General features: G+C 66.1%; 18 protein-coding genes. 5 read left to right on the top strand and 13 right to left on the bottom strand.

The annotated features are described in order from the left end of the window. Positions 1-114 precede the first annotated feature (114 nt). Positions 115-1,698: a UbiD family decarboxylase gene (locus tag B0G62_RS22760; protein WP_103706468.1), complete on the bottom strand. Its 1,584-nt coding sequence runs from the start codon at positions 1,696-1,698 to the stop codon at positions 115-117. 554 nt (positions 1,699-2,252) lie between these two features. On the opposite strand from B0G62_RS22760, the gene B0G62_RS22765 reads away from it, so the two are divergent. Further along, positions 2,253-3,485 (top strand): transglycosylase SLT domain-containing protein, encoded by a 1,233-nt coding sequence (locus tag B0G62_RS22765; RefSeq protein ID WP_103706469.1) that lies wholly within the window; start codon positions 2,253-2,255, stop codon positions 3,483-3,485. A gap of 81 nt (positions 3,486-3,566) precedes the next feature. On the opposite strand, the gene B0G62_RS22770 is transcribed toward B0G62_RS22765, so the two are convergent. The 9 genes from B0G62_RS22770 to B0G62_RS22810 all read right to left on the bottom strand — a co-directional run bounded on the left by B0G62_RS22770 (position 3,567) and on the right by B0G62_RS22810 (position 13,618). Next, the gene (locus B0G62_RS22770) at positions 3,567-4,760 is read right to left on the bottom strand and encodes a pyridoxal phosphate-dependent aminotransferase (protein ID WP_103706470.1); all 1,194 of its coding nucleotides are present in this window, start codon (positions 4,758-4,760) and stop codon (positions 3,567-3,569) included. A 147-nt stretch (positions 4,761-4,907) separates the two neighbouring features. After that, complete coding sequence (nusB, locus tag B0G62_RS22775) at positions 4,908-5,342, bottom strand: transcription antitermination factor NusB (protein ID WP_103706471.1); 435 nt, start codon at positions 5,340-5,342, stop codon at positions 4,908-4,910. Beyond that, the gene (gene ribH, locus B0G62_RS22780; RefSeq protein WP_103706472.1) at positions 5,339-5,851 is read right to left on the bottom strand and encodes a 6,7-dimethyl-8-ribityllumazine synthase; all 513 of its coding nucleotides are present in this window, start codon (positions 5,849-5,851) and stop codon (positions 5,339-5,341) included. The genes nusB and ribH overlap by 4 nt, the downstream gene beginning before the upstream one ends. 89 nt (positions 5,852-5,940) lie before the next feature. After that, positions 5,941-7,101, bottom strand: coding sequence for a bifunctional 3,4-dihydroxy-2-butanone-4-phosphate synthase/GTP cyclohydrolase II (gene ribBA, locus B0G62_RS22785; RefSeq protein WP_103706473.1), 1,161 nt, complete (start codon positions 7,099-7,101; stop codon positions 5,941-5,943). Between the two features lie 218 nt (positions 7,102-7,319). After that, on the bottom strand, positions 7,320-9,158 hold the full coding sequence (locus B0G62_RS22790; RefSeq protein ID WP_103706474.1) for an ABC transporter ATP-binding protein: 1,839 nt from the start codon (positions 9,156-9,158) through the stop codon (positions 7,320-7,322). A 427-nt stretch (positions 9,159-9,585) separates the two neighbouring features. Continuing rightward, positions 9,586-10,221: a riboflavin synthase gene (locus tag B0G62_RS22795; RefSeq protein WP_103706537.1), complete on the bottom strand. Its 636-nt coding sequence runs from the start codon at positions 10,219-10,221 to the stop codon at positions 9,586-9,588. A 53-nt stretch (positions 10,222-10,274) separates the two neighbouring features. Beyond that, positions 10,275-11,426 carry a bifunctional diaminohydroxyphosphoribosylaminopyrimidine deaminase/5-amino-6-(5-phosphoribosylamino)uracil reductase RibD gene (ribD, locus tag B0G62_RS22800; RefSeq protein WP_103706475.1) on the bottom strand — a complete coding sequence of 384 codons (1,152 nt, stop codon included), beginning with the start codon at positions 11,424-11,426 and terminating at the stop codon, positions 10,275-10,277. 113 nt (positions 11,427-11,539) lie between these two features. Then, positions 11,540-12,838 (bottom strand): glutamate-1-semialdehyde 2,1-aminomutase, encoded by a 1,299-nt coding sequence (gene hemL / locus B0G62_RS22805; protein ID WP_103706476.1) that lies wholly within the window; start codon positions 12,836-12,838, stop codon positions 11,540-11,542. 189 nt (positions 12,839-13,027) lie between these two features. Further along, entirely contained in the window at positions 13,028-13,618 is a 591-nt protein-coding gene (locus B0G62_RS22810) for a hypothetical protein (protein WP_103706477.1), read from the bottom strand. Between the two features lie 212 nt (positions 13,619-13,830). Between B0G62_RS22810 and B0G62_RS22815 the strand changes: the two genes are divergently transcribed. Further along, positions 13,831-15,069 carry a Bcr/CflA family multidrug efflux MFS transporter gene (locus B0G62_RS22815; protein WP_103706478.1) on the top strand — a complete coding sequence of 413 codons (1,239 nt, stop codon included), beginning with the start codon at positions 13,831-13,833 and terminating at the stop codon, positions 15,067-15,069. Between the two features lie 86 nt (positions 15,070-15,155). On the opposite strand, the gene B0G62_RS22820 is transcribed toward B0G62_RS22815, so the two are convergent. The 3 genes from B0G62_RS22820 to zwf form a co-directional block, all read right to left on the bottom strand. Beyond that, positions 15,156-17,087 carry a bifunctional transcriptional regulator/glucokinase gene (locus tag B0G62_RS22820; RefSeq protein ID WP_103706479.1) on the bottom strand — a complete coding sequence of 644 codons (1,932 nt, stop codon included), beginning with the start codon at positions 17,085-17,087 and terminating at the stop codon, positions 15,156-15,158. Then, complete coding sequence (gene pgl, locus B0G62_RS22825) at positions 17,068-17,769, bottom strand: 6-phosphogluconolactonase (protein WP_103706480.1); 702 nt, start codon at positions 17,767-17,769, stop codon at positions 17,068-17,070. Before pgl ends, B0G62_RS22820 begins: the two co-directional genes overlap by 20 nt. Positions 17,770-17,936: 167 nt before the next feature. Further along, positions 17,937-19,403, bottom strand: coding sequence for a glucose-6-phosphate dehydrogenase (zwf, locus tag B0G62_RS22830; protein WP_103706481.1), 1,467 nt, complete (start codon positions 19,401-19,403; stop codon positions 17,937-17,939). A gap of 608 nt (positions 19,404-20,011) precedes the next feature. On the opposite strand from zwf, the gene B0G62_RS22835 reads away from it, so the two are divergent. From B0G62_RS22835 to B0G62_RS22845, 3 genes are all read left to right on the top strand, one after another. Further along, positions 20,012-21,259, top strand: a complete 1,248-nt coding sequence (locus B0G62_RS22835; protein WP_103706482.1) for an ABC transporter substrate-binding protein — start codon at positions 20,012-20,014, stop codon at positions 21,257-21,259. Between the two features lie 159 nt (positions 21,260-21,418). Continuing rightward, the gene (locus tag B0G62_RS22840; RefSeq protein WP_103706483.1) at positions 21,419-22,363 is read left to right on the top strand and encodes a carbohydrate ABC transporter permease; all 945 of its coding nucleotides are present in this window, start codon (positions 21,419-21,421) and stop codon (positions 22,361-22,363) included. Beyond that, complete coding sequence (locus B0G62_RS22845; protein WP_181315588.1) at positions 22,353-23,210, top strand: carbohydrate ABC transporter permease; 858 nt, start codon at positions 22,353-22,355, stop codon at positions 23,208-23,210. The genes B0G62_RS22840 and B0G62_RS22845 overlap by 11 nt, the downstream gene beginning before the upstream one ends. Positions 23,211-23,272 lie beyond the last annotated feature (62 nt).

The raw sequence follows: 23,272 nt of genomic DNA on the forward strand, positions 1-23,272 counted from the left end.
ATGCATGAGCGGTGCGGCTCAGGGCGAGCCGCACCGGGCGCGGCGTCGCAAAGGCGTCGCGGATGAACGACAGGGCGCGCGCGGCGGCCCGGCATGAGCCACCGCGCGGCGCACTCAGGCGCGGCCGAGTCCGAGTTCGTCGTAGAGACGGTCTATGCGCATTTTTACGTCCTGACTCATCTCGATGGCCTGGCCCCACTCGCGGTCGGTCTCGCCGGGCCATTTGTTGGTCGCGTCGAGGCCCATTTTCGAGCCGAGCCCGGCCACCGGCGACGCAAAATCGAGATAGTCGATCGGGGTGTTTTCGACGAGCACCGTATCGCGCGCGGGATCGATGCGCGTCGTGATCGCCCAGATCACTTCCTTCCAGTCGCGGATATCGACATCATCGTCGACCACGACGATGAACTTTGTATACATGAACTGTCGCAGGAAGCTCCACACGCCGAACATCACGCGTTTGGCGTGCCCCGGATAGCTCTTCTTGATCTGCACGATCGCCATGCGATAGCTGCAGCCTTCGGGCGGCAGATAGAAGTCGGTGATCTCGGGGAACTGCTTCTGTAACAGCGGCACGAACACTTCGTTGAGCGCGACGCCGAGTACGGCCGGCTCATCGGGCGGCTTGCCTGTATACGTGGAGTGATAGATCGCGTCGCGGCGCATGGTGATGCGTTCGACCGTGAAGACAGGGAACCACTCCTGCTCGTTGTAGTAGCCAGTGTGGTCGCCGTAGGGGCCTTCGAGCGCGTGCTCGTAGGAAGCACTCGCGCCCTTCGTCGGACGCGGCGGCGCACCGGCGGGCGACGGTGCGCCTTCCTGTGCGCTGTCTGCCGGATAGATGAAACCTTCGAGCACGATCTCGGCGCGCGCGGGCACCTGCAACGTATCGACGCCCGGCGTCAGACACTTCGCGAGTTCGGTGCGCCCGCCGCGCAGGAGGCCCGCGAACTGGTACTCGGACAGCGTATCGGGCACCGGTGTGACCGCGCCGAGGATCGTCGCCGGATCGGCGCCGAGCACCACGGCCACGGGATAAGGTTTGCCAGGATTGCGCAGCGCGAATTCGCGAAAATCGAGCGCGCCGCCGCGATGCGCGAGCCAGCGCATGATGAGCTTGTTGCGCCCGATCAGTTGCTGACGGTAGATGCCCAGGTTCTGGCGCGTCTTGTTCGGCCCGCGCGTGACGGTGAGACCCCAGGTAATGAGCGGGCCGGCGTCGCCGGGCCAGCAGGTCTGGATCGGCAGCTTCGCGAGATCGACGTCATGGCCTTCCCAGACGATCTCCTGGCAGGGGGGCGCGCTCACGGTCTTCGGCGCCATGTCCCACACGGCCTTGGCGAGCGTCAAGAGCTTGCCCGCATCCTTCAGGCCGCGCGGCGGCTCCGGTTCCTTGAGCGCGGAGAGCAGGCGGCCCACGTCGCGCAGCGACTCGAGCGCGGCGCCGTCGCCCGCGCTTTCAGGCGCATCGATGCCCATGCCGAGCGCCACGCGCCGCGGCGTGCCGAACAGGTTGCCGAGTACGGGGAACGCATGGGTCGCACGGCTCTCGAACAACAGCGCCGGGCCGCCGGCGCGCAGGACGCGGTCGCACAGCTCGGTCATTTCCAGCACGGGAGAGACGGCCTGCGGCACGCGGCGCAGCTCGCCAAGCGTCTCCAGGCGACCGACGAAGTCGCGCAAGTCTTTGTATTTCATCAGGATAGGGGCGGAGCCGCGACGAGCGGCGAGAGCAGGAGCGAAACGATTGTCGATTTTACCTGCGTTACCTGGCGCACGCTGGCAGGCAGATCCGCCAATTGGCCGCAGACGCGCGTGGCGCGCGGTTCTGCCCGGATTGAACGCCGTTCATTATTACAATTAGTTATAGATTTGACATTCTATAGTGTTGACGCTCTATAAATCCCTGCTAGAATTCGCCCACATTGGTTGCAGGGCTTGCAATTTTTAGCCACCGTCCCGGTCCTTCAGACGCAACGCGTCGCCGTTAGCCGATTCCCTGCACGGCTTTTCACGGTCTAGATTGGCTGTCCTCGCCGGCGCCTTTGCGCCGGCTGTTCGCGTGAGAACCCCCACGCGCCGCTCACGGCGTGTCAGTTGTTCCTGAGGGGTTCCACCCACGGCGTACTTTGCCGTTTTCCCGACGCCGCTGCCGCACCAGCCAGGGCGCGCGGCGTCTTGATCCAGCGATTGGCCTTCGGCCTTGCGCCGACTTCGGTCGTCGGATCATGCACCATGGGGAGATCTGTTAGATGAATACCTGGTTATCGTGGTGGCGCGCCGATGAGCGTCTCGCTCTTGGCTTGCGTGCGCTGCTGCGCCGCGGCACGCGTCTGAGCCATCACCTGTTTAGCATCGTCGGCGGTTGCGCCGTCGTGCTCGCGCTCGCTGTGTGGCTTCTGCCCACCTGGCGCGGCACCCTCGCCGCGGGCATGATGCCCTTCGTTTCCGCCGCCGTGCAGGCCGGTCCCGCTCGCCTGCTGCAAGGCAATCCGCTGCCGTCGCTCATGCCCTCGGGCGCGGCTGGCAGCGACGACAACTCCGCCGATGGCGCGATCCTGCCCACGGCGCTCGTACCCGACACCGGCTTGCCCGGCGCGGGCGTCACGCCGGCCGGCTCCAACGGCACGGTGACCCACGTGGCCAGCAGCGTCTCGAACGGCGGCATGGCCACGCTCGACGCGGTCGCGCTCAACGGTCTCGATCCGCGTTCGCTGCCCAGCGTCAGCACGCTGGCGCGCATGATCCCGGCGCAGCGCATCACCCCGGACGCCCGCGATGACCGCGTGCTGGTCTCGGCGCGCGAACAGGCGCTCGTCGCCACCTATATCTCGCGCCGCTACCGCGTGGCGCAGGAGCCGGTGGGCGAACTCGTGAAGGCCGCCTTCGACACGGGCCGCGAAGTGGGTCTCGATCCGCTGCTGCTGCTCGCCGTGATGGCCATCGAGTCGGGCTTCAACCCTTACGCCGAAAGCGGTGTGGGCGCGCAAGGCCTCATGCAGGTCATGTCGAAGGTTCACTCGGACAAGTTCCAGTACTTCGGCGGCCAGAGCGCGGCGCTCGATCCGCTTGCCAACATCAAGGTCGGCGCGCTGGTCCTGAAGGACTGCATCGCACGCGGCGGCTCGCTGCCGGGCGGTCTGCGCCTGTACAACGGCTCGACTTCGCAGGACGACGGCGGCTACGGGGCGAAGGTGATGGCCGAGCGCGGGCGTCTGCGCGACGCTGCACGCGGCCGCAATGTGCCGATCAACGCGCCTCAGGCGCCCACCACCACGACGGCCAGCGCCGCTGGCACGCAAAAGGTGGCGAGCGTGAGCACGGGTGCGAACGGCGACAAGCGCGTGCACATGACGCTCGACGGCGCCCATCCGCTGATGGAGAAGACCTCGGCTTCGTCGTCGCCTTCGTCCTCGCAGGACGACGACGCCAGCACCGGTGGCGCGGCGGCCCAGAAGCATGGCCAGCCCGAGCTTGGCGCTTAAAACCCAGCTACTGGAAAGACCGGACGTAACGAAAAAGGCACCCTCGGGTGCCTTTTTCCATTTCTGCTGCTTTTACGCCGATTAGCGCTCGAACAAGGTGCGCAACCGCGCAACCGCTTCTTCCAGCCGCTCGTACGCGGTGGCATAGGACAGCCGCACATACTGGCGCGGCGCGGCCACGCCAAAGTCCATCCCCGGCACCATCACCGTGCCTGCGTCATGGAGCATCGCGCGGGTGAGCGCGTCGCTGTCGCCGGCGGCGGGGTGGTTGACCTGCGTGCAGTCCGCATAGGCGTAGAACGCACCGTCCGGCATCACGGGCACCGTGAAGCCGAGCGATTCGAGCGCGGGCGCGATGAAGTCGCGGCGGCGCTGGAACTCAAGGCGCCGCGCCTCGTAAATCTTTAGCGTGTCGGGTTCGAAACAGGCGAGCGCCGCGTGCTGCGCGAGCGCCGACGCGCAGATGAAGAGATTCTGCGTGAGCTTTTCGAATGCGCCGACCAGCGAAGGCGGCACCACGAGCCAGCCCAGACGCCAGCCCGTCATGTTGAAGTACTTCGAGAAACTGTTGACCGTCACCACGTCGTCGCCGAAGGCGAGAGCGGAGACGGGCGGCTCGCCGTAGGACAGGCCCTGGTAGATCTCGTCGACGATCGTGAAGCCGCCGCGCGCTCGCACTTTCTGCACGATGCGCTTGAGTTCCTCGGCTTCGATCGACGTGCCGGTGGGGTTCGACGGCGAGGCCAGCAGCACGCCGCGCGTGCGCGGCGTCCACAGACGCTCGACGTCATCGGCGGTGAGCTGGAAACGGGCTTCGGGGCCGCTGGGCACGAGCACCGGCTTGCCTTCCGCGGCGGCCACGAAGTGCCGGTTGCACGGATAGGACGGATCGGGCATGAGCACTTCGTCGTCGCGATCGACGAGCGCCGTGCAGGCGAGCAAGAGCGCCGCCGACGCCCCAGCCGTCACCACGACGCGCGCCGGATCGATCGTCAGCCCGTAAGCGTGCTGATAGTGCGCGGCGATCGCCTCGCGCAGCGCGTGGATGCCAAGCGAATTGGTGTACTGCGTGACGCCCTTGCGCAACGCGGCGGCTGCGGCTTCGACGACAGGCTCGGGCGCCGTGAAATCCGGCTCGCCGATACCCATGTGGATGATGTCGCGTCCGGCGCGTTCGAGCTTCGCGGCTTCCTTCGCCAGTTCCATGACGTAGAACGGCTGGATCGCGTCGACGCGCGCGGCAAGCCGCAGGAGCGGTTCGGCAACGGTGTTCATGCGGGAAAATCCAGTGCTGGCGGCCATGATGCGGCGCCGGGCGGGCACGGACCTGACGGCCCGGCGCCGCACCAGCTTCGCCATGACGCGCAATTGCGACTATGACAGCGATTACGACTCTGACAACGATTGCGACTTTGACAACGATTACGACCGGCGGGCGTTCTGGGCCTCGGTGGCGCGCAGTTGCGCCGCGAGCTTGTCGAGCACGCCGTTCACGTACTTGTAGCCATCCGAGCCGCCGAAGGTCTTGGTCAGTTCGACCGCTTCGTTGATGACAACACGATACGGAATGTCCACGTGGTGCTTGAACTCGTAGGTCGCCACGAGCAGCACCGCGCGTTCGACGGGCGAAAGCTGCTCGATCGGACGATCCAGACACGGCGCGATCGCGCCGGACAGTTCGTCCGCCTCGCGGATCACGCCATGCAGCAGCGTGTCCAGATGCTCATGGTCGGCTTTGTCGTAGCCCTGCGAACCGCGCAGTTGCGCATCAATCTCGCCGGCGGGCACACCCGACAGCAGCCACTGATACAGACCCTGCGTGGCCAGTTCGCGGGAGCGGCGGCGCGCGCTCTTCATTGCTGTTCCTCGTCGTCTTCCTCGTCCTCGTCGTCGTCGCCGCCGTCGAGTTGTTCCAGCGCAACCGTGAGGTTCGCCATTTCGACTGCGACGCGTGCGGCGTCACGACCCTTTTCGGTCATGCGCGCGACGGCCTGCTCGTCGTTTTCGGTCGTGAGAACCGCGTTCGCAACCGGCACGCCGAAGTCGAGCGCGATGCGCGTGATGCCCGCGCCGCTTTCGTTCGAGACCAGTTCGAAGTGGTAGGTTTCGCCGCGCACGACCGCGCCGAGTGCGATCAGGGCGTCGAACTGACCGCTTTCGGCGAGCTTTTGCAGCGCCAGCGGGATTTCGAGTGCGCCCGGCACGGTGACGAGCAGCACGTCTTCACCCGTCACGCCGAGGCGTTCGAGTTCTTCGATGCAGGCGTCAGCGAGGCCATTGCAAACGGGTTCGTTAAAGCGCGACTGGACGATGCCGATGCGCAGTCCGTCGCCGTCGAGGTTCGGTTGGTATTGTCCGATTTCCATGTGGTATCCGTAGGTTCGGTTGAGCGTGGTGACGCGTGAAAGTGGGCGTTCGACGCGGCGTAGTGTATCGGGCTTTACTTCGGCCAGCTTTACTGCGCCGCGCGCTCGGCCGCCTCCGGCGGGCAGGGCGCTTCGGCTTCGCTGCCCGGCATCGGTACGAAGCCGGTGACTTCGAGGCCGTAGCCCGACATGCTGCCGAGCCGTCGCGGCTTGGAAAGCACCTGCATGCGGCCCACGCCGAGTTCGCGCAGGATCTGCGCGCCGACACCGTAGGTCTTGAAATCCACGGGCCGGCGTGCGAGCGCCTCTGCGCGCTCTTTCTGGTCGAACGCCTTGAAGACGTCGACCAGATGTTCCTTGCTCTCGCCGCAGTTGAGCATGACGATCACGCCGAGATCGCGCGCGGCGATCTCGCGCATGGCGGCGTCGAGCGTCCACGAGTGCGTGGACGAGCCCGTTTCCAGCAGATCCAGCAGCGAGATCGGCTCGTGCACGCGCACGGGCGTTTCCGTGTCCGGCGCGGGCGTGCCGCGCACCAGCGCGATGTGCGGCGTGCCGGTCGGGCGATCGACATACATGATCGCGCGGAATGCGCCGTGGGCCGTGTGCATGGTGCGCTCGCCCACGCGCTCGACGATCGACTCCGTGCGGCTGCGATAGTGGATCAGGTCGGCGATGGTGCCGATCTTGATGCCGTGTTCCTTCGCGAACTCCATGAGATCGGGCAGACGCGCCATCGTGCCGTCGTCCTTGATGATCTCGCAGATCACCGACGCGGGCGTCAGGCCCGCGAGCGCCGTGAAGTCGCAGCCCGCTTCCGTGTGGCCCGCGCGCACGAGCACGCCGCCTGGCTGCGCCATGATCGGGAACACGTGGCCCGGCTGCACGATGTGCTCGGCGCGGGCGTCGTGCGCCACCGCCGTCTGGATCGTGCGCGCGCGGTCGGCGGCGGAAATGCCCGTCGTGACGCCTTCGGCCGCCTCGATGCTCACCGTGAACGCGGTGCCGTACTGCGTGCCGTTGCGCGACGTCATCAGCGGCAGGTTGAGCAGCTTGCAGCGCTCCTGGGTGAGCGTGAGGCAGATCAGCCCGCGCCCGTGCTTCGCCATGAAGTTGATGGCTTCGGGCGTGACGAATTCAGCCGCGATGACGAGGTCGCCCTCGTTTTCCCGGTCTTCTTCGTCGACAAGGATCACCATCTTGCCGGCTTTCAGTTCGGCGATGATCTCAAGGGTGGAGGCGAGCGTCATGATGGGATTCTGGCTGGAAAGCGCACATTTTACGCCACGCGGGCGGGCGCGTCGCCCAGAACGGGAACCACGCGACCGGTTTTGAGCGCCGCGCGCGCGTTGGCGGGGTTGCGTCCGCGCGGCATGACGGGCCGCGGACCGCGCGCACATTGGCCGAACGGCCATCCGGCCCCATGCGCGCGCCGAAACCGAAACCGCCTGAACCCGCGCCAGCCCGATCAGCGCAGGACCACGTCATCGGCGAGTCCCTTCGTGAGTTCCAGCGCCTGGCGCTCGAACAGACGCCGGTACAGCCCGTTCTCGCGGCGCACGAGCGCGTCGTGCGTGCCTTCCTCGGCCACGCGCCCGCGCTCCAGCACCAGCAGCCGGTCGAGCGCGCGCACCGTCGACAGCCGGTGCGCCACCACGACCGTCGTGCGGCCTTCCATCAGCCGCTCCATGGCCTGCTGGATCAGCACTTCGCTTTCGCTGTCCAGGCTCGAAGTCGCTTCGTCGAAGATCAGGATCGGCGCATTGGCGAGGAACGCCCGCGCGATCGCCACGCGCTGACGCTCGCCGCCCGAGAGCTTCACGCCGCGCTCGCCCACCAGCGTGTCGTAGCCGCGCGGCAGCGCCATGATGAAGTCGTGCGCGCTCGCCAGCTTCGCGGCGTGCACGATCTCGGCGTGCGTGGCGCCCGGACGCGCATAGGCGATGTTCTCGGCGAGCGAGCGGTGGAACAGCACCGGCTCCTGCTGGACGATGGCGATCTGCGAGCGCAACGAGGCCTGCTGGACCCGCGCGATATCCTGCCCGTCGATCGTGATGCGGCCCTCCGAAGCGTCGTAGAGACGCTGGATCAGCTTGATGAGCGTCGTCTTGCCCGAACCCGAATGGCCGACCAGCCCCACGCGCTCGCCCGGCGCGATGCGCAGATTCAGGTTCGCGTAGAGCGGCCGTTCCAGCGGGCCATAGCGGAACGTCATGTTCTCGAAGCGGATATCGCCGCGATCGATCACGATGGGCGGCGCGCCCGGCATGTCCTCGATGCCGAGCGGCTGGGCGTCGAGCATCACCAGCTCTTCCATGTCGTTGACCGAGCGCTGCAAATTGCGCACGTGCATGCCCACGTCGCGCAGATAGCCCTTGAGCAGGAAGAACAGCGTGAGCGCGAACGTGATGTCGCCCACGCTCGCGAGCCCGCGCGCCCACAGCAGCAGCGCCGAGCCAAGAATGGCCGCCTGCATCGCCACCAGCAGCGCGCCTTGCACGCCGCCGTTGAAGGTGCCGCGCCGCCACGTGCGCCGCGTGCGGCTGTTCCACTTGTCGATCACGCGGGCGAGCCGCGCCTCTTCGCGCGCTTCGGCGCCGAAGGCTTTCACGACGGGATTGCAGGAGACCGCGTCCGCGAGCGCGCCGCCCATCTTCGTGTCCCACTGGTTCGCGAGGCGCGCGGAGGGCGCCACGTAGAACAGCGAGAGCGACACGGTGATGGCCAGATACAGCGCCGAGCCGATCCCCACCACGAGGCCCATCAGATGCCACTGCACGGCAAGCAGCGCGGTCGATCCCACCAGCATCACGAGCGAGGGGAACAGCGCGACGAGCAGCGTATCGTTGAGCAGATCGAGCGCCCACATGCCGCGCGTGATCTTGCGCACGGTGGAGCCCGCGAAGCTGTTCGCGTGCCAGTCGGTCGAGAAGCGCTGCACGCGATGGAACGCGTGCGTGGCGACCTCGCTCATCATGCGCAGCGTGAGCACGATGATGTTCTGGAACGCGGCCTGGCGCATCAGCGTGCCGGCGAGCCCGAGCGCGGTGAGCGCCAGAAACGCCATGACGGCCGCATGCCAGGCGGCGGCATTGCCGCCGGCGTCATGGGCGAGCGCATCGACGAGCTGGCCGGCGTAATGCGGCGTGAACACGTCGGCGAGCGCGCCGAGCAGGGCGCTGAGCGCGACGGCGCTCACGCGCCACGGCTGGCTCGACCAGTGCCGGAACGTAAAGCCGAGCACCTTGCGGAAGGTGTGGCCGCCGGAAACGCGGCCAGAAGCGGATTGTTGGTCTTGATCTGTCATGGACAGCATGCTCCGGTCACGAGACCCGGAGACTTCCCTGAAGGATAGGAACGAAAAAAACGAAAGCGACGGCGGAGCATTCCGGCATGACAAGCCGGACGCATGACCACAAAAACATCGCTGGAAAGTGGCGCAGCGGGAATCAACGAGCTGCGCGGCGACACCCTACGGCCGCGGTCGGCACGCTCGACGGAGAGTGCCTGCGCCGATAGCGTCATGAGAAACGCTACGAGACATCACCCAAACCGGCGGCATGACAGCGGCCATCTCGATCGTTGCCATCTTTGCCTCCTTGTGACGTTCGGGTGAGTAAGAGAGTGCGGTATGCCGGAGCACACCGCGAGAGGAATAGTCCAGATCTTAGCAGCGCCCGCTACCTCGTGCTTGCCTGCTGCGCGCGCCGCAGGGAACGGCGTGCGCGCTTGGATCAATCTTGTCCAGGGCGTCCCGTCACGCCAGCCGAGAGCATCCGCTCCACATAGCGCGCGATCAGATCGATCTCCAGATTGACCTTGCTGCCCGCCGCGAGATGCTTGAGCGTCGTCACCTCGACGGTATGGGGAATCAGGTTGATCGAGAACTCGCAGCCATCGGCGCGATCGTCCACGGCATTGACCGTCAGGCTCACGCCGTTGACCGTGACCGAGCCCTTATAGGCCAGATAGCGGCCGATTTCCACGGGCGCGAGAATGCGCAGTTCGTGCGACTCGCCGACCGGCGCGAAACGCGTGACCGTGCCGAGACCGTCGACGTGGCCCGAGACGATATGGCCGCCCAGGCGGTCGTGTGCGCGCAGCGCTTTTTCGAGGTTCACTTCGCCCGTATCGGCCAGGCCCACGGTGCGGTTCAGGCTTTCGCGCGATACATCGACGTCGAACGTCGTCGCGGTCCTGGCGATGGCGGTCATGCACGCGCCCTGGATGGCGATGCTGTCGCCCAGTTGCACGTCGTCGAGGTCGAGACCGCCCGCGTCGACGGTGAGGCGCACGCCCGCGTCGGCGTCGGCGCCCAGGGGCTTGATCGAGGCGATGCGGCCCACGGCCGCGACGATTCCGGTAAACATCTGGCTGTCCTTGAGTGGTTCGTTCAGTACTTTGTTCAGTACGCTCGTGAGATTCATTGTGCGTCCTCCAGCGTGCCCCGCGCGCCATCGGCGGCGGTATCCGGCACGAGGCGGGCAAGAACGCGCAGGTCGTCGCCGACGCGCTCGACCGTGTGGAACGCGAGGCGCGTGCGCGCGTCGAGCGTCGCCGGCGCGGCCAGATCGGCCATGCCGAGCGACTGCGTGCCGAGCAGCGAAGGCGCGAGATACACCAGCAGCTCGTCCACGCAGCCCTCGCGCAGCAGCGAGCCGTTGAGCTTGTAGCCCGCTTCGACATGGAGTTCGTTCACGCCGCGCGCGGCGAGTTCGCCGAGCATCGCGGGCAAATCGACCTTGCCGTGCTCGTTGCCGAGCGCGACGATTTCCGCGCCGCGCGCGCGCAGCGCATCGGCGCGTTCCTCGTTACTGGCGTCGAGCGTCGAGCAGAACACGAGCGTGGGCGCGCCCACGAAGATCTGCGCGAGCGGCGAGGCGTCGAGGCGGCTGTCGATCAGAATGCGTTTGGGCTGGCGCGGCGTGTCGATCGCGCGCACGGTCATGCGCGGGTCGTCTTCCTTCACCGTGCCGATGCCCGTGAGAATCGCCGAGGCGCGCGCGCGCCAGGCATGGCCGTCGGCGCGGGCGGCTTCGCCCGTGATCCACTGGCTTTCGCCGGAGGGCAGGCCGGTGCGGCCGTCGAGCGTGGCGGCCACCTTCATGCGCACCCACGGGCGCTTGCGCGTCATGCGCGAAACGAAGCCGATGTTCAGCTCGCGCGCCTCGTTGGCGAGCAGGCCGCAGCGCACGTCGATGCCCGCGTCGCGCAGGATCGACAGGCCGCGCCCCGACACCAGCGGGTTCGGATCTTCCATCGCGGCGATCACGCGCGCGACCTTCGCCTCGATGAGCGCATTCGCGCACGGCGGCGTGCGGCCGAAGTGGCTGCACGGCTCCAGCGTCACGTAGGCGGTCGCGCCGCGCAGATCGTGGCCGCGCGCGCGGGCGTCTTTCATCGCCTGGATTTCGGCGTGGTCGGAGCCGGCGGGCTGCGTGAAGCCTTCGCCGATCACCACGCCGTCCTTGACCAGCACGCAGCCGACGCGCGGGTTGGGATCGGTGGTGTAAAGGCCGCGCAACGCGAGGGCGAGCGCGCGCTCCATGTGGACGAAATCGGATTGCGAGAACATCGTCGATCTTTCTCCGCGGCGGCGGTCGGTGGAACCGGCGAGGCGTGCGCCTCGCCTTCGGCTGGGTGCCTTGCTGCTGCTGTTGTGCTACGTCGGCGCCTTAATGCTGTGGCTTACTGCTCGGCGAACGCGCGGCGGGCGGCGGCGATCGTTTCGTCGAGGATCGCGTCGTCGTGCGTGCTCGACACGAAGCCCGCTTCGTACGCCGACGGCGCGAAGTACACGCCCGCGTCCAGCATCTGATGGAAGAAGCGGTTAAAGCGCGCGACGTCGCTCTTCGTGACTTCGGCGAAGCTGCCCGGCACTTTTTCCGCGAAGTAGAGGCCGAACATGGCGCCCACGGAATCGGCGACGAACGGCACGCCCGCTTCGCGCGCGGCCTGCGAGAGGCCTTGCGCGAGACGCGCGGTCTTCGCGCTCAGGTCTTCGTAGAAGCCCGGCGCCTGGATCAGTTGCAGCGTCTTGAGGCCGGCGGCGACGGCGATCGGGTTGCCCGAGAGCGTGCCTGCCTGATAGACGGTGCCGTTGGGCGCGAGGTGATCCATGATTTCGCGGCGCCCGCCGAATGCCGCTGCCGGCATCCCGCCGCCGATCACCTTGCCCAGACACACGAGGTCGGCTTCGACGTTGTAGAGCGCCTGCGCGCCGCGCAGACCCACGCGAAAGCCGCACATCACTTCGTCGAAAATCAGCACGCTGCCGTGCTTCGAGGTCAGGGCGCGCAGCGTGTGGATGAACTCGGGCGTGGCCTTCACGAGGTTCATGTTGCCCGCGACCGGCTCGATGATGACGGCGGCGATCTCGTCGCCGAAGGCCTTGAACGCCTCTTCGAGCGCCGCGACGTTGTTGTATTCGAGCACCGTGGTGTGCTTCGCGGTATCGACCGGCACGCCCGCCGAAGTCGGGTTGCCGAACGTGAGCAGGCCGGAGCCGGCCTTCACGAGCAGGCTGTCGGCGTGACCGTGGTAGCAGCCTTCGAACTTCACGATGCGGTCGCGCTTCGTGTAGCCGCGCGCGAGACGCAGCGCGCTCATGGTCGCTTCGGTGCCGCTCGACACCATGCGCACCTGTTCCATCGACGGGACGATCTTGCAGATTTCCTCGGCGATCTCGATTTCGGCCTCGGTCGGCGCGCCGAACGAGAAGCCGTTAGCCAGCACCTTCTGCACGGCTTCGAGCACTTCCGGATGCACGTGGCCGACGATCATCGGGCCCCACGAACCGATGTAGTCGATGTAGCGCTTGCCTTCCGCGTCCCACATATACGGGCCTTGCGCGCGCTCGATGAAGCGCGGCGTGCCGCCCACCGAGCGGAACGCACGCACGGGCGAATTCACGCCGCCCGGGATGGTGCGCTGTGCGCGATCGAAGAGGGCCTGATTCGTGGTCTGGGTGCTGGACGTGGAAGACATGAGTGCTGGACCTGCGAGAGTGGTGTCGGATGTCGGGTGCTGCCAGGCGTGCCGCCTTGATATGCCGCATGGTGCGCCCCGGACCCGCGAAATGGCGGCCCGGCGCGGGCCATCGTGTCTGAAATTGTACCGGACTCGCGCCGAACGGGCCGGGGGCCAGACTGGACGGCGCGGCGCGCGCCCAGCGGGTCAGCTGGCGGTGCGCGAGGGCGTGCCTTTGCCTTTGCGCGGCTTGATCGGTGACTTGATCGGCGGCTTGACTGGCGGTTTGTCCGCTTCGGCAAGCGCCAGGCGGGCATTTTCCGCCGCGTGCATGGCCGCGACGGCCAACGCGGGCATGGGCCGCTTGCCGGTCAGCTCGGCCCAGCGCTTTTCCAGCGCGCCGAGCGCGATCGGCTTGATGACGGTGCCGGAGCTTTGCGCGTCCCAGGTCTGCACCGACCACGGATGCACGCGCAGCGCGTCGCGCCCGATCACGACTTCGCCGCTCGCATCGACGAGCCAGTCATAGACGAAGTCGATACACAGCCGATAGCCGCGCTTGTAGGCGGCATCGGGCACTTCATACGGCCCGCGCGTGACGTAGCCGGAGCCGAACAGGCCGCGCGGCTCGGCGGCGACGCGATGCAGGAACACCCGGTCGCCGGGCAGGATGCCGCGCGCGAAGCCGCAGCCCCACGTATCGGTGACGGTGTCGCCCGCCTGCACGCGGCGCGCGAAGTCGGGCAGTTCAGGCCAGGGCCACTTTTTGGGGCTCCAGATCAGCAGATAGGCGCTCATAGGGGTTCGCGGCGGTTCAGCCAGGCAAAGCGCGCAGCTTAGCGCATGGCGCGCCTGGGCGGTCCCGCCCGCGTAAGCCAACTAAAGGTGTCGGGGTACAATCCGCCTACGTTGCCGCCTCGCTGCGCCAGGCTTTACGACCCGCGCAGACCGATCCGGCCCATGACATCGAGATCGCGCCCCACGTGCGCGGTCCGCTCCCAGCCGACTCCATGTCCCATTCCCCACGCCGCCGGCCCGATGGCCGGCTAATCCTGTTGCTGGGCGCGCTTGCCGCCTGCGGCCCGCTCGCCACCGACATGTATCTACCGAGCCTGCCCGCCATCGCCCAGTCGTTCGGCGTGAGCGCGGCTGCCGCCGCGACGACGCTCACGAGCTTCATGGCCGGCTTTTCGATCGGCATGCTGCTCTACGGCCCGGTCTCCGATGCCTACGGCCGCCGCCCCGTGCTGCTTGGCGGCATCGCGCTCTTCACGCTCGCGAGCATCGCGTGCTGGCTCTCGTATTCGGTCGGCGAACTGACGTTCGTGCGCTTTCTGCAGGCGCTCGGCGCGGGCGCGGCTTCGGTGCTTGCGCGGGCCATCGCGCGCGACGCGCACGAGCCGTCCGACGCGGCCAAGGTGCTGTCGATGGTCGCCATCGTCACGTCGATCGGGCCGCTGCTCGCGCCGTTGATCGGCGGGCAGTTGCTGTTGCTGGGCGGCTGGCGCGTCGTGTTCGTCGCGCTCACGCTGTTCGGCCTCGCCTGCGGTGCGGCGGCGTGGCTGCGCGTGCCCGAAACCTGGCCGCGCGAAAAGCGCGAAAGCGCCGCCGTGCTGCGCTCGTTCGCGGCTTACGGACGATTGCTGCGCGATCCGCTGGTCTGGGGCCATATGCTGTGCGGCGGCATGGCGTTCGCGTCGATGTTCACCTATATCTCGGCCACGCCCTTCGTCTATATCGAGTACTTCCACGTTTCGCCGCAGCATTACGGCCTGTTTTTCGGCATGAACGTGTTCGGCATCATGCTCGGCAATTTCCTCAACACGCGTCTCATCGGGCAACTGGGCACGCTCAGGATGGTGTCGATGGCCTCGACGGTGAGCATCGTCGCGTCGTTTTTCGTCGCGCTGATGTGCCTGACGGGGTGGGGCGGCTTATGGTCGATCGTGTTTGGCCTGTTCTTCGTCGTGAGCGTCGTGGGCCTGCTCGGCGCGAATTGCGCCACCGATCTGATGTATCGCTATCCGAAGAATGCGGGCGCGGCGGCTGCCGTGTTCGGCGCGGCGCAACTGGGGCTGGGCGCGTTCGCCAGCGCCGTGGTCGGCTGGTTTCCGGGCGTGTCGCCGTTCGGCATGGGCTGCACGATCGGCACCTGCGGCGTGCTCACGTGGGTGGGCCGGCGCATCGTCGTGAAGTGGCATGGCCATCCCGCGCCGGGTGCGGCGGTGGCTTCATCGACGCAGGCTTGATGAGCCGCGCGGTTTAAAAGCAAAACGGGACGTCGATCGACGTCCCGTTTTGCATGGGCGCATGGGCGAGAGCGCCTGGCGACGCGTTATTCGCGCTCGCGCGGCGAGGACGACGCTCCGTGGCTGAGCCAGTCGAGCACGGCGGACGCATCGTCGTCCGCGTGTTCGCGCGCCTGCGCCACCGCCTGGCCTACATCGCTCACGTCGTTATTCGGGGAAGCGCGACGGATCGCGACGCCCACCGCGAGGATGTCGATCATCAAGAGATGCAGGATGCGCGAGATCATCGACAGCTGCGATTCGCGCATTTCGATGTGATCGGTTTCCAGCGCCACGGTCGCGCGCTTGGCGAGCGGCGTGTTGCTGGAGGTGATCGCCACCACCTTGGCGCCTGCCTGCATCGCCACGTCGAGCACGCGCAGCAGTTCCGGCGCGCGGCCCGACTTCGACACGGCCACGATCACGTCGCCCTTGCCTAGCAGCGCGGCGGAAGCGGCCTGCATGTACAGATCGCCGTACGCAATGGTCGGAATGCCGAAGCGGAAGAACTTGTAGTGCGCGTCCTGCGCGACGATGTGCGAGTTGCCGAGTCCGTAGAACTCGATGCGCCGCGCGCCGCTAAGCAGCGAAATCGCCTGCTCGACCTGCTCGAAGTTCAGATGCTCGCGCAACTGCAGGATCGCGGACACCGTGTTGTCGAGCACCTTCGCGCCGAAGTCGGTCGCCGTGTCGCCCAGATGCACCTGGCTGTGGCTGACCGGAATCGTGCCGGTCAGGCCGGTCGCGAGCTTGAGCTTGAAGTCCGACAGACCCTGGCAGCCGAGCGAGCGGCAGAAGCGGATCACGGTGGGCTGGCTCACGTCGGCCTTGCGCGCGATATCGACGATCGGATCGTTGATGATCGAGCGCGGATGGTTCAGCGCGAGATCGGCCACGCGTCGCTCGGCGGGCGTGAGCGCGTCGCGCATCTGGCGGATGCGCTCGAACACCGCCGACGAGCCGCCGCCCGCGCGGTTCGAAAGCTGTTCCGCGAGAATCGCCGAAACCCCCAGAAACGCGGGGTATTCCGCCGTGATGACGTAGGTGGGCACGTTGGCGAGATAGGCTTCGAAACGGCCCTTCGCCTCGAAACGCTGGCGGAACGACGAGCGCGTGAAGAGTTCACCCAGGCGCGGCACCACGCCGCCGCCCACGTAGATGCCGCCGAGCGAGCCGAGCGTCACCGCGATGTTGCCCGCGAAGCTGCCGAGAATGCCGCAGAAGCATTCGACCGCTTCGAGCGCGAGGGCTTCGCCCTCGTGCGCGCGTTTGGTGATTTCCGCCGGATCGACGCTATCCGCCACCTTCTTCTTGTCGCGCGCGGCGAGCGCCCGATAGATCAGCTCGATGCCAGGACCCGCGCAGACGCGCTCGAACGACACGTGCGGCCATTTCGTGCGCGCGTATTGCAGCACGATGTCCTCGCGCTCGTCCTGCGGCGAAAAGCTCGCGTGACCGCCTTCGCTGCCGAGCGCGATCCAGCGGTCGTCGGCGGGAATCAGGCCCGAGACGCCCAGACCCGTGCCCGGCCCGAGCAGGCCGATCACGCTGTTCTGGCGCCGCTGGCCGCCGCCCACCTGGACGCGCTGCGTGTCGGTCAGACCCGGCAGCGCCATGGCCAGCGCGGTGAAGTCGTTCACGACCAGCAGCGTGTCGAAGCCGAGCGCGCGGCGCGTGGCCTCGATCGAAAAGCTCCAGTCGTGGTTGGTCATGCGCACCTGGTCGCCGTCGACCGGGTTGGCGATGGCGATGGCCGCATGGTTCACGCGGCCGATCTTCGTGTCCTTCAGATACTGCTGGATCACTTCGGCGACGCCCGGATACTGCGCGCACGGGTAGACGCGCACCTGGCCGATGTCGCCCGGCGCGGTTTCCAGCGCGAAGCGCGCGTTGGTGCCGCCGATATCGGCGAGCAGTCTCGGTCCGTCGGCGTGCTGGCCCGCGCCAGAAGCGGATTTGTTAGGCGCACCAGTAGACATCGAGTCTCACTCCCTTGTCGTTCGCCAGTTTCGAGATGGCGTTGTTTTGTTCTGTTGCCGCCGCCTGTTGCAGCACGTCGAGCTTGCGTTGTCCCGCGATCAGCAGGAACAGGCGGTCGACCTGGCGCAATGCCTGCATCGACCACGACACGCGCGCGTGGGGCGCGGCCTGCGGATGCACGGCCACGAACGGGCGCGCGGTGGTGATGGCGTCAGCCCACTCGGGTGCGTCGGCGAAAATCGAGGCGGTGTGGCCGTCCTCGCCCATGCCCAGCACGGCCACGTTCGGCACACGGCGCTGGGCATCGGCGTTGAGCGCAGCGACGTGCGCGTCGAGATCCTGCGCGACATCGACGAGCGGCAGGAAGCGCGCGTTGGCGGCTTCGTGCTTGAGCAGCGTCTCGCGCACGAGGCGCGCGTTGCTGGCCGCATCGCTTTCGCTCACCCAGCGGTCGTCCACCAGCGTGACGTCGGTGTGCGCCCAGTCGAAGCGGTGCGTCGACAGGTTCTCTAGAAAGGGACGCGGACTCGTGCCGCCGGAGACGGCGAGCGTCGCACGGCGCGCACCGGTGCCGGGCGCGGCTGCAAGAGCGGTGAGCGACGCATGTAGCGCGTCGCCCACGGCTCGCGCCAGCGCGTCGGATTGGACGCGCGGGTCGTCGAATACGTGAAGCTCGATCACTTCTCCTCCAGGCTGCTTTTTTGTAGGTCTTCGGGGTCTTTCAACTGTCCACTACGTCCATTACGTCTATTACGTCTATTACGACGGGTGCGATGGCCTTTCTTCGCGCGGCAAACGCCTACGAAAACCTGCCGCGCGTTGCACACTCGGGCACTCACCCGTTCACATCAATTCTCTTCTTCGAGCCAGCAGGTGCCGTGCTGCGCCAGCATCGCGCTTGACGCCGCCGGTCCCCACGTGCCCGCCGCGTACGGCTTGGGCGGACGCGCGGACGCGCTCCATTCGTTGAGGATCGGCTCGACCCATTTCCAGGCCGCTTCCTGCTCGTCGCGGCGCACGAACAGCGCCAGACGTCCGTTGATGACGTCGAGCAGCAGGCGCTGATACGCCTCCATCTGGCCTTCGCGGAAGAACTGGTCGAACGCCAGATCCAGATGCACGCTCGCGAGATTCATGCCTTCGCCGGGCTGCTTGGCGAGGCAATAGAGACGAATCGTTTCGTTCGGCTGCAGGCGGATTACGAGGCGGTTCGAGCCTGGGCGCAATGCCGTGGGACCGAGCGCCGAGTGCGGCACGGGCCGGAAATTCACCACGATTTCCGCGACGCGGTCGGCCAGACGCTTGCCGGTGCGCAGGAAGAAGGGCACGCCGGCCCAGCGCCAGTTCTCGATCTCTACCTTCAGCGCGACGAAGGTGTCCGTGCGGCTGTCCGGCTTCACGCCTTTTTCGGTGGCGTAGGCGGGCACCGGCGTGCCGCGGATCACGCCCGCGTGATACTGGCCGCGCACGGCGACCTTGCTGATTTCGTTGGGATCGATGGGCTTGAGCGCGCGCAGCACGCGCAGCTTTTCGTCGCGCACCGAATCCGAATCCATCGAATGCGGCGGCTCCATCGCGACGATCGAGAGCAGCTGCAGCAAATGGTTCTGCACCATGTCGCGCAGCGCGCCGGTGTTGTCGTAGAAGTCGCCGCGCGCTTCCACGCCCAGTTCTTCGGCGATGGTGATCTGGATGCTTTCGACCCATTCGCGGCGCCACAGCGGCTCGAACAGCGCATTGCCGAAGCGCAGCGCGAGCAGGTTCTGCACCGGCTCCTTGCCGAGGTAATGGTCGATGCGATAGATCTGCTCTTCGGCGAAGATTTCGCCCACGGCGTCGTTGATCGCGTTCGACGATTTCAGATCGTAGCCCAGCGGCTTTTCCAGCACGATGCGCGCGTTCTCGTTCAGGCCGACCGCGGCAAGCGCACGGCAGATCGGCACGAACAGGGACGGGCCCGTGGCCAGATAGAACACGCGGATGCCGGGGAGTCCGGCGATGCCGTCGCGCAGCGTGCCGAAGTCTTCGGCGCGCGACAGGTCGAGCTTCACATAGACGATGCGTTCGAGAAAGCTGGCCCAGGCGGCTTCGTCCAGACCGTTCTTCGAAACGTGCGGCTTGACGTGCTCCTCGACCCACTGGAGATAGTGATCGCGGTCGTTCTCATGGCGCGCGACGCCCACGATCCTGCCGGATTCGGCCAGCATACCGGAGCGATGCGCCTCGAACAGTGCCGGAAGAATCTTGCGCATCGCCAGGTCGCCGGTGGCGCCGAACAGCACGAACGTGAATCCTGAATCGGTAGGGAATTGCATAGTCTCCGTCACAGTCCAGATAGGCCGGAAGCCGGCCGCGGAAGCTGCGCCAACAGGGCGCGGGCTGGGTTCCGTCGGGCGGCCGTAGTCCGATAAAATTTTTTTTGACACTGAATTGTAGTTTAACTACAATCCAAATCAAGAGGTAACGTTGATTCGATGAAAAAAGCGTGGGGAAGCGCGGCCCGGCGAGGGTTTGCGGCGGTCTTCAGGCGAATTTCGCGAGTCGTACGGAACGTCTCCCATGTTAAAGGACAATGAATCCGTCCATCGGCGAGCCCGGCGAATGCCAGGCGAGCGGCACATGGGAAACCCCGCCTCGACTGGCCGCGCATCTACAGGCAGCAATACAGGCAGCAAATAAGCCTGGCGGGCGTGGCCGGACAAAATCAAAAGAGGAGACAGTCAGTTGCATCCCGAACCACTCATCTCTTGAGCGTCCAGCGGCCGGACTCCGGCCCGCGGCCCGCGCGCATCCCAAGACAACACACGCGCGTGGTACTCCGGCGCCCGTCCGTCCAGTGTTTTGCCTGTTTGAACTAAATCGCACCCTGGCGAAATCAGGGGCCAACCGTCTTTTTTGTTCAGGTGTCTGGAGGAGATAAGCAATGAAATTCCGAGCGATCATGGGCGCCCTGTGCGCAGCAGGTCTGATGGGCGGCGTTGCCACGGCGCAAGCTGCCGAGTCGATCGAAGTGCTGCACTGGTGGACGTCGGGCGGCGAATCGAAAGCCGTCGGCGTGCTCAAGGACGACATGCAGAAGCAGGGCTACACCTGGAAGGACTTCGCCGTTGCCGGCGGCGCGGGCGCGGCAGCCATGACCGCGCTCAAGACCCAGGTGATCTCGGGCAACGCGCCTAGCGCCGCCCAGATCAAGGGTCCGCTGATCCAGGAATGGGCCGAGCAGGGCGTGCTTGTGCCGATCGACTCCGTCGCGGGCGACTGGAAGGCCAACCTGCCGCCGCAGATCGACAAGATCATTCACGCGGACGGTCACTACGTCGGCGCGCCGTTCTCGGTGCACCGCGTGAACTGGCTGTGGCTCAACAAGGCCGCGCTCGACAAGGTGGGCGCCAAGCCGCCGACCACGTGGCCGGAATTCTTCGCGCTGGCTGACAAGCTCAAGGCCGCGGGCATCCAGCCGGTCGCCGCAGGCGGCCAGCCGTGGCAGGACCTGACGCTGTGGGAAGACGTGGTCCTGTCGCAGGGCGCGGACTTCTACAAGAAGGCGATCGTCGATCTGGACCAGAAGACGCTGACGTCGGCGCAGATGGTCGGCGTGTTCGACACGGTCCGCAAGATCGAGTCGTACATGGATAACGGCCGCACGGGCCGCGACTGGAACCTCGCCACGGCCATGGTCATCAACGGCAAGGCCGGCATGCAGTTCATGGGCGACTGGGCCAAGGGCGAGTTCGCCAACGCGAACAAGAAGCCGGGTGCGGACTACATCTGCGCGCCGGTTCCGGGCACCTCGAAGGGCTACACCTTCAACGTCGACTCGTTCGTGTTCTTCCAGCAGAAGGGCCAGAAGACGGCCACGCCGGGTCAGCTGGCGCTCGCGAAGACCATCATGAGCCCGGCCTTCCAGGAACAGTTCAGCCTCTACAAGGGTTCGATCCCGGTGCGTCTGGGCGTCGATATGAGCAAGTTCGACGATTGCGGCAAGCAGTCGTACGCGGATGAGCAGACGGCCATCAAGGCCGGCGGCTACGTTCCGTCGCTCGCTCACGGCATGGCTCAGGCCGACGCGACGGCAGGCGCGATCACCGACGTCGTCACGAAGTTCATGAACTCGACGCAAGATTCGAAGAGCGCGGTTGAAGCGCTCGCGAAGGCTGCAAAGACGAAGTAAGCAGTCGGCTTGTGTCTTGTGAAGTGAAGTAAGACGGGGTGTGCCGTTTGCGTTGCGCATACGGCGCACCCCGGGCATGACGGTTCAACCCGAACCCCATCATCGTGCGCGAAGTCCCGAAGTCCATTCGACCTTTCGCACCGTAACAGGAGTTGCGCAGTGACTGCTTCTCTTAGCGGCAACGGCAAGGCGGCCACGCCTGCTGAATCGCGCCGCGCGTCGCCCATGGCGGCGCTTGCAGACCGCTGGATCCCGAAGCTGGTGCTTTCGCCCAGCATCCTGATCAGCCTTGTGTTCGTCTACGGCTTCATCGCCATTACCGGCTATATCTCGCTGTCCAATTCGCGATTGATGCCGCGCTACGATTTTGCAGGCTTCGACCGTTACAGCGAGCTGTTCTCGAACGACGTCTGGTGGACGTCGGCGCAGAACCTCGGCTGGTTCGGCATTCCGTTTATCGTTATCTGCGTGTTTCTCGGCCTCTTTCTCGCGATCCTGCTCGACCAGCAGATTCGCCAGGAAGGCGCGCTGCGCGCGGTGTTCCTCTACCCGATGGCGCTCTCGTACATCGTGACGGGGACGGCCTGGCAGTGGATCTTCAACCCGGATCTCGGTCTCCAGCAGGTGCTGCACGACTGGGGCTGGACGAGCTTCCAGCTCGGCTGGCTCAACGACCCGGACAAGGCGATCTTCTGTATCGTCGTCGCGGCGGCGTGGCAGTCCACCGGCTTTTGCATGGCGCTGTTCCTCGCCGGTTTGCGCGGTGTCGACAGCGAGATCTTCAAGGCCGCCCAGGTGGATGGCGCGACGCTGCCCACGATCTACCGCAAGATCGTGATTCCGAGCATGCGTCCGGTGTTCTTCTCGGTGCTGCTGATCCTGTGTCACATCACGATCAAGACGTTCGACCTGGTTGTCGCGCTGACCGCAGGGGGACCTGGCACGTCGTCGTCGCTGCCGGCCATCTTCATGTACACGTTTTCGTTCAACCGCGGGCAACTCGGCGTCGGCGCAGCTTCGTCGATGATGATGCTCGCGACGGTGGTGGCCGTGCTCGTGCCGCTCATGTACCTGGAATCGAGGAGCACGCGCAATGCAGCCTAAGATGAAGCTGAGCCGCGTTTTCATCTACGCGGTATTGATTCTGTTCGCGTTGTACTTCCTGTTCCCGCTCTACGTGATGCTCTCGACGTCGTTCAAGACGCTCGACGAACTGCACACGGGCAACATGCTCACGCTGCCCGGACACCCGAGCTTCGCGCCGTGGGTGAAGGCATGGAGCGAGGCCTGTACCGGCGTGCGTTGCGACGGCATGCAGCCGTTCTTCATGAACTCGGTGAAGATGGTGATTCCGGCCGTGCTGATCTCGTCGATCATCGGCGCGTTCAACGGCTACGTGCTCACGCACTGGCGCTTCCGTGGCGCGGATGCGCTCTTCACGATGCTGCTGGTGGGCTGCTTCATCCCGTTCCAGGCCATCCTGTTGCCGATGGCGCGCCTCGAAGGCTTCTTCGGCCTCTCGAACACGATTGGCGGTCTGGTGCTGGTGCACGTCGTCTACGGTATCGCGTTCACGACGATGTTCTTCCGCAACTTCTACGTGAGCGTGCCGGCTGAACTCGTGAAGGCCGCGCGCATCGACGGCGCCGGTTTCTTCATGATCTTCACGCGCATCATGATGCCGATCTCGCTGCCGATTTTCATGGTGTGCCTGATCTGGCAATTCACGCAGATCTGGAATGACTTCCTGTTCGGTATCGTGTTCTCGGGCGTCGATTCGATGCCGATCACGGTGGCGCTGAACAATCTCGTGAACACGTCCACGGGCGTGAAGGAATACAACGTCGACATGGCCGGCGCGATCATCGCCGCGCTGCCCACGCTGCTCGTCTACGTGATCGCCGGCCGCTACTTCGTGCGCGGTCTCACGGCGGGCGCGGTGAAGGGCTAACACCTGTCGGCCAGTGTTCGTGCAGGGCACGGACGCTGGCCCCACGCAGAGCGCTGCGTATC

This window comes from Paraburkholderia eburnea, from assembly GCF_002917095.1.
In the GTDB taxonomy this organism is placed as follows: Bacteria; Pseudomonadota; Gammaproteobacteria; order Burkholderiales; family Burkholderiaceae; genus Paraburkholderia; species Paraburkholderia eburnea.

Coding starts and splice junctions, on each gene's coding strand:
- B0G62_RS22760 (WP_103706468.1), bottom strand. CDS start 1,698: ATGAAATACAAAGACTTGCGCGACTTCGTCGGTCGCCTGGAGACGCTT.
- B0G62_RS22790 (WP_103706474.1), bottom strand. CDS start 9,158: ATGACAGATCAAGACCAACAATCCGCTTCTGGCCGCGTTTCCGGCGGC.
- ribBA (WP_103706473.1), bottom strand. CDS start 7,101: ATGACGCTCGCCTCCACCCTTGAGATCATCGCCGAACTGAAAGCCGGC.
- B0G62_RS22835 (WP_103706482.1), top strand. CDS start 20,012: ATGAAATTCCGAGCGATCATGGGCGCCCTGTGCGCAGCAGGTCTGATG.
- nusB (WP_103706471.1), bottom strand. CDS start 5,342: ATGAAGAGCGCGCGCCGCCGCTCCCGCGAACTGGCCACGCAGGGTCTG.
- ribD (WP_103706475.1), bottom strand. CDS start 11,426: ATGTTCTCGCAATCCGATTTCGTCCACATGGAGCGCGCGCTCGCCCTC.
- B0G62_RS22820 (WP_103706479.1), bottom strand. CDS start 17,087: ATGTCTACTGGTGCGCCTAACAAATCCGCTTCTGGCGCGGGCCAGCAC.
- B0G62_RS22770 (WP_103706470.1), bottom strand. CDS start 4,760: ATGAACACCGTTGCCGAACCGCTCCTGCGGCTTGCCGCGCGCGTCGAC.
- B0G62_RS22795 (WP_103706537.1), bottom strand. CDS start 10,221: ATGTTTACCGGAATCGTCGCGGCCGTGGGCCGCATCGCCTCGATCAAG.
- B0G62_RS22815 (WP_103706478.1), top strand. CDS start 13,831: ATGTCCCATTCCCCACGCCGCCGGCCCGATGGCCGGCTAATCCTGTTG.
- B0G62_RS22845 (WP_181315588.1), top strand. CDS start 22,353: ATGCAGCCTAAGATGAAGCTGAGCCGCGTTTTCATCTACGCGGTATTG.
- B0G62_RS22810 (WP_103706477.1), bottom strand. CDS start 13,618: ATGAGCGCCTATCTGCTGATCTGGAGCCCCAAAAAGTGGCCCTGGCCT.
- B0G62_RS22765 (WP_103706469.1), top strand. CDS start 2,253: ATGAATACCTGGTTATCGTGGTGGCGCGCCGATGAGCGTCTCGCTCTT.
- ribH (WP_103706472.1), bottom strand. CDS start 5,851: ATGGAAATCGGACAATACCAACCGAACCTCGACGGCGACGGACTGCGC.
- zwf (WP_103706481.1), bottom strand. CDS start 19,403: ATGCAATTCCCTACCGATTCAGGATTCACGTTCGTGCTGTTCGGCGCC.
- hemL (WP_103706476.1), bottom strand. CDS start 12,838: ATGTCTTCCACGTCCAGCACCCAGACCACGAATCAGGCCCTCTTCGAT.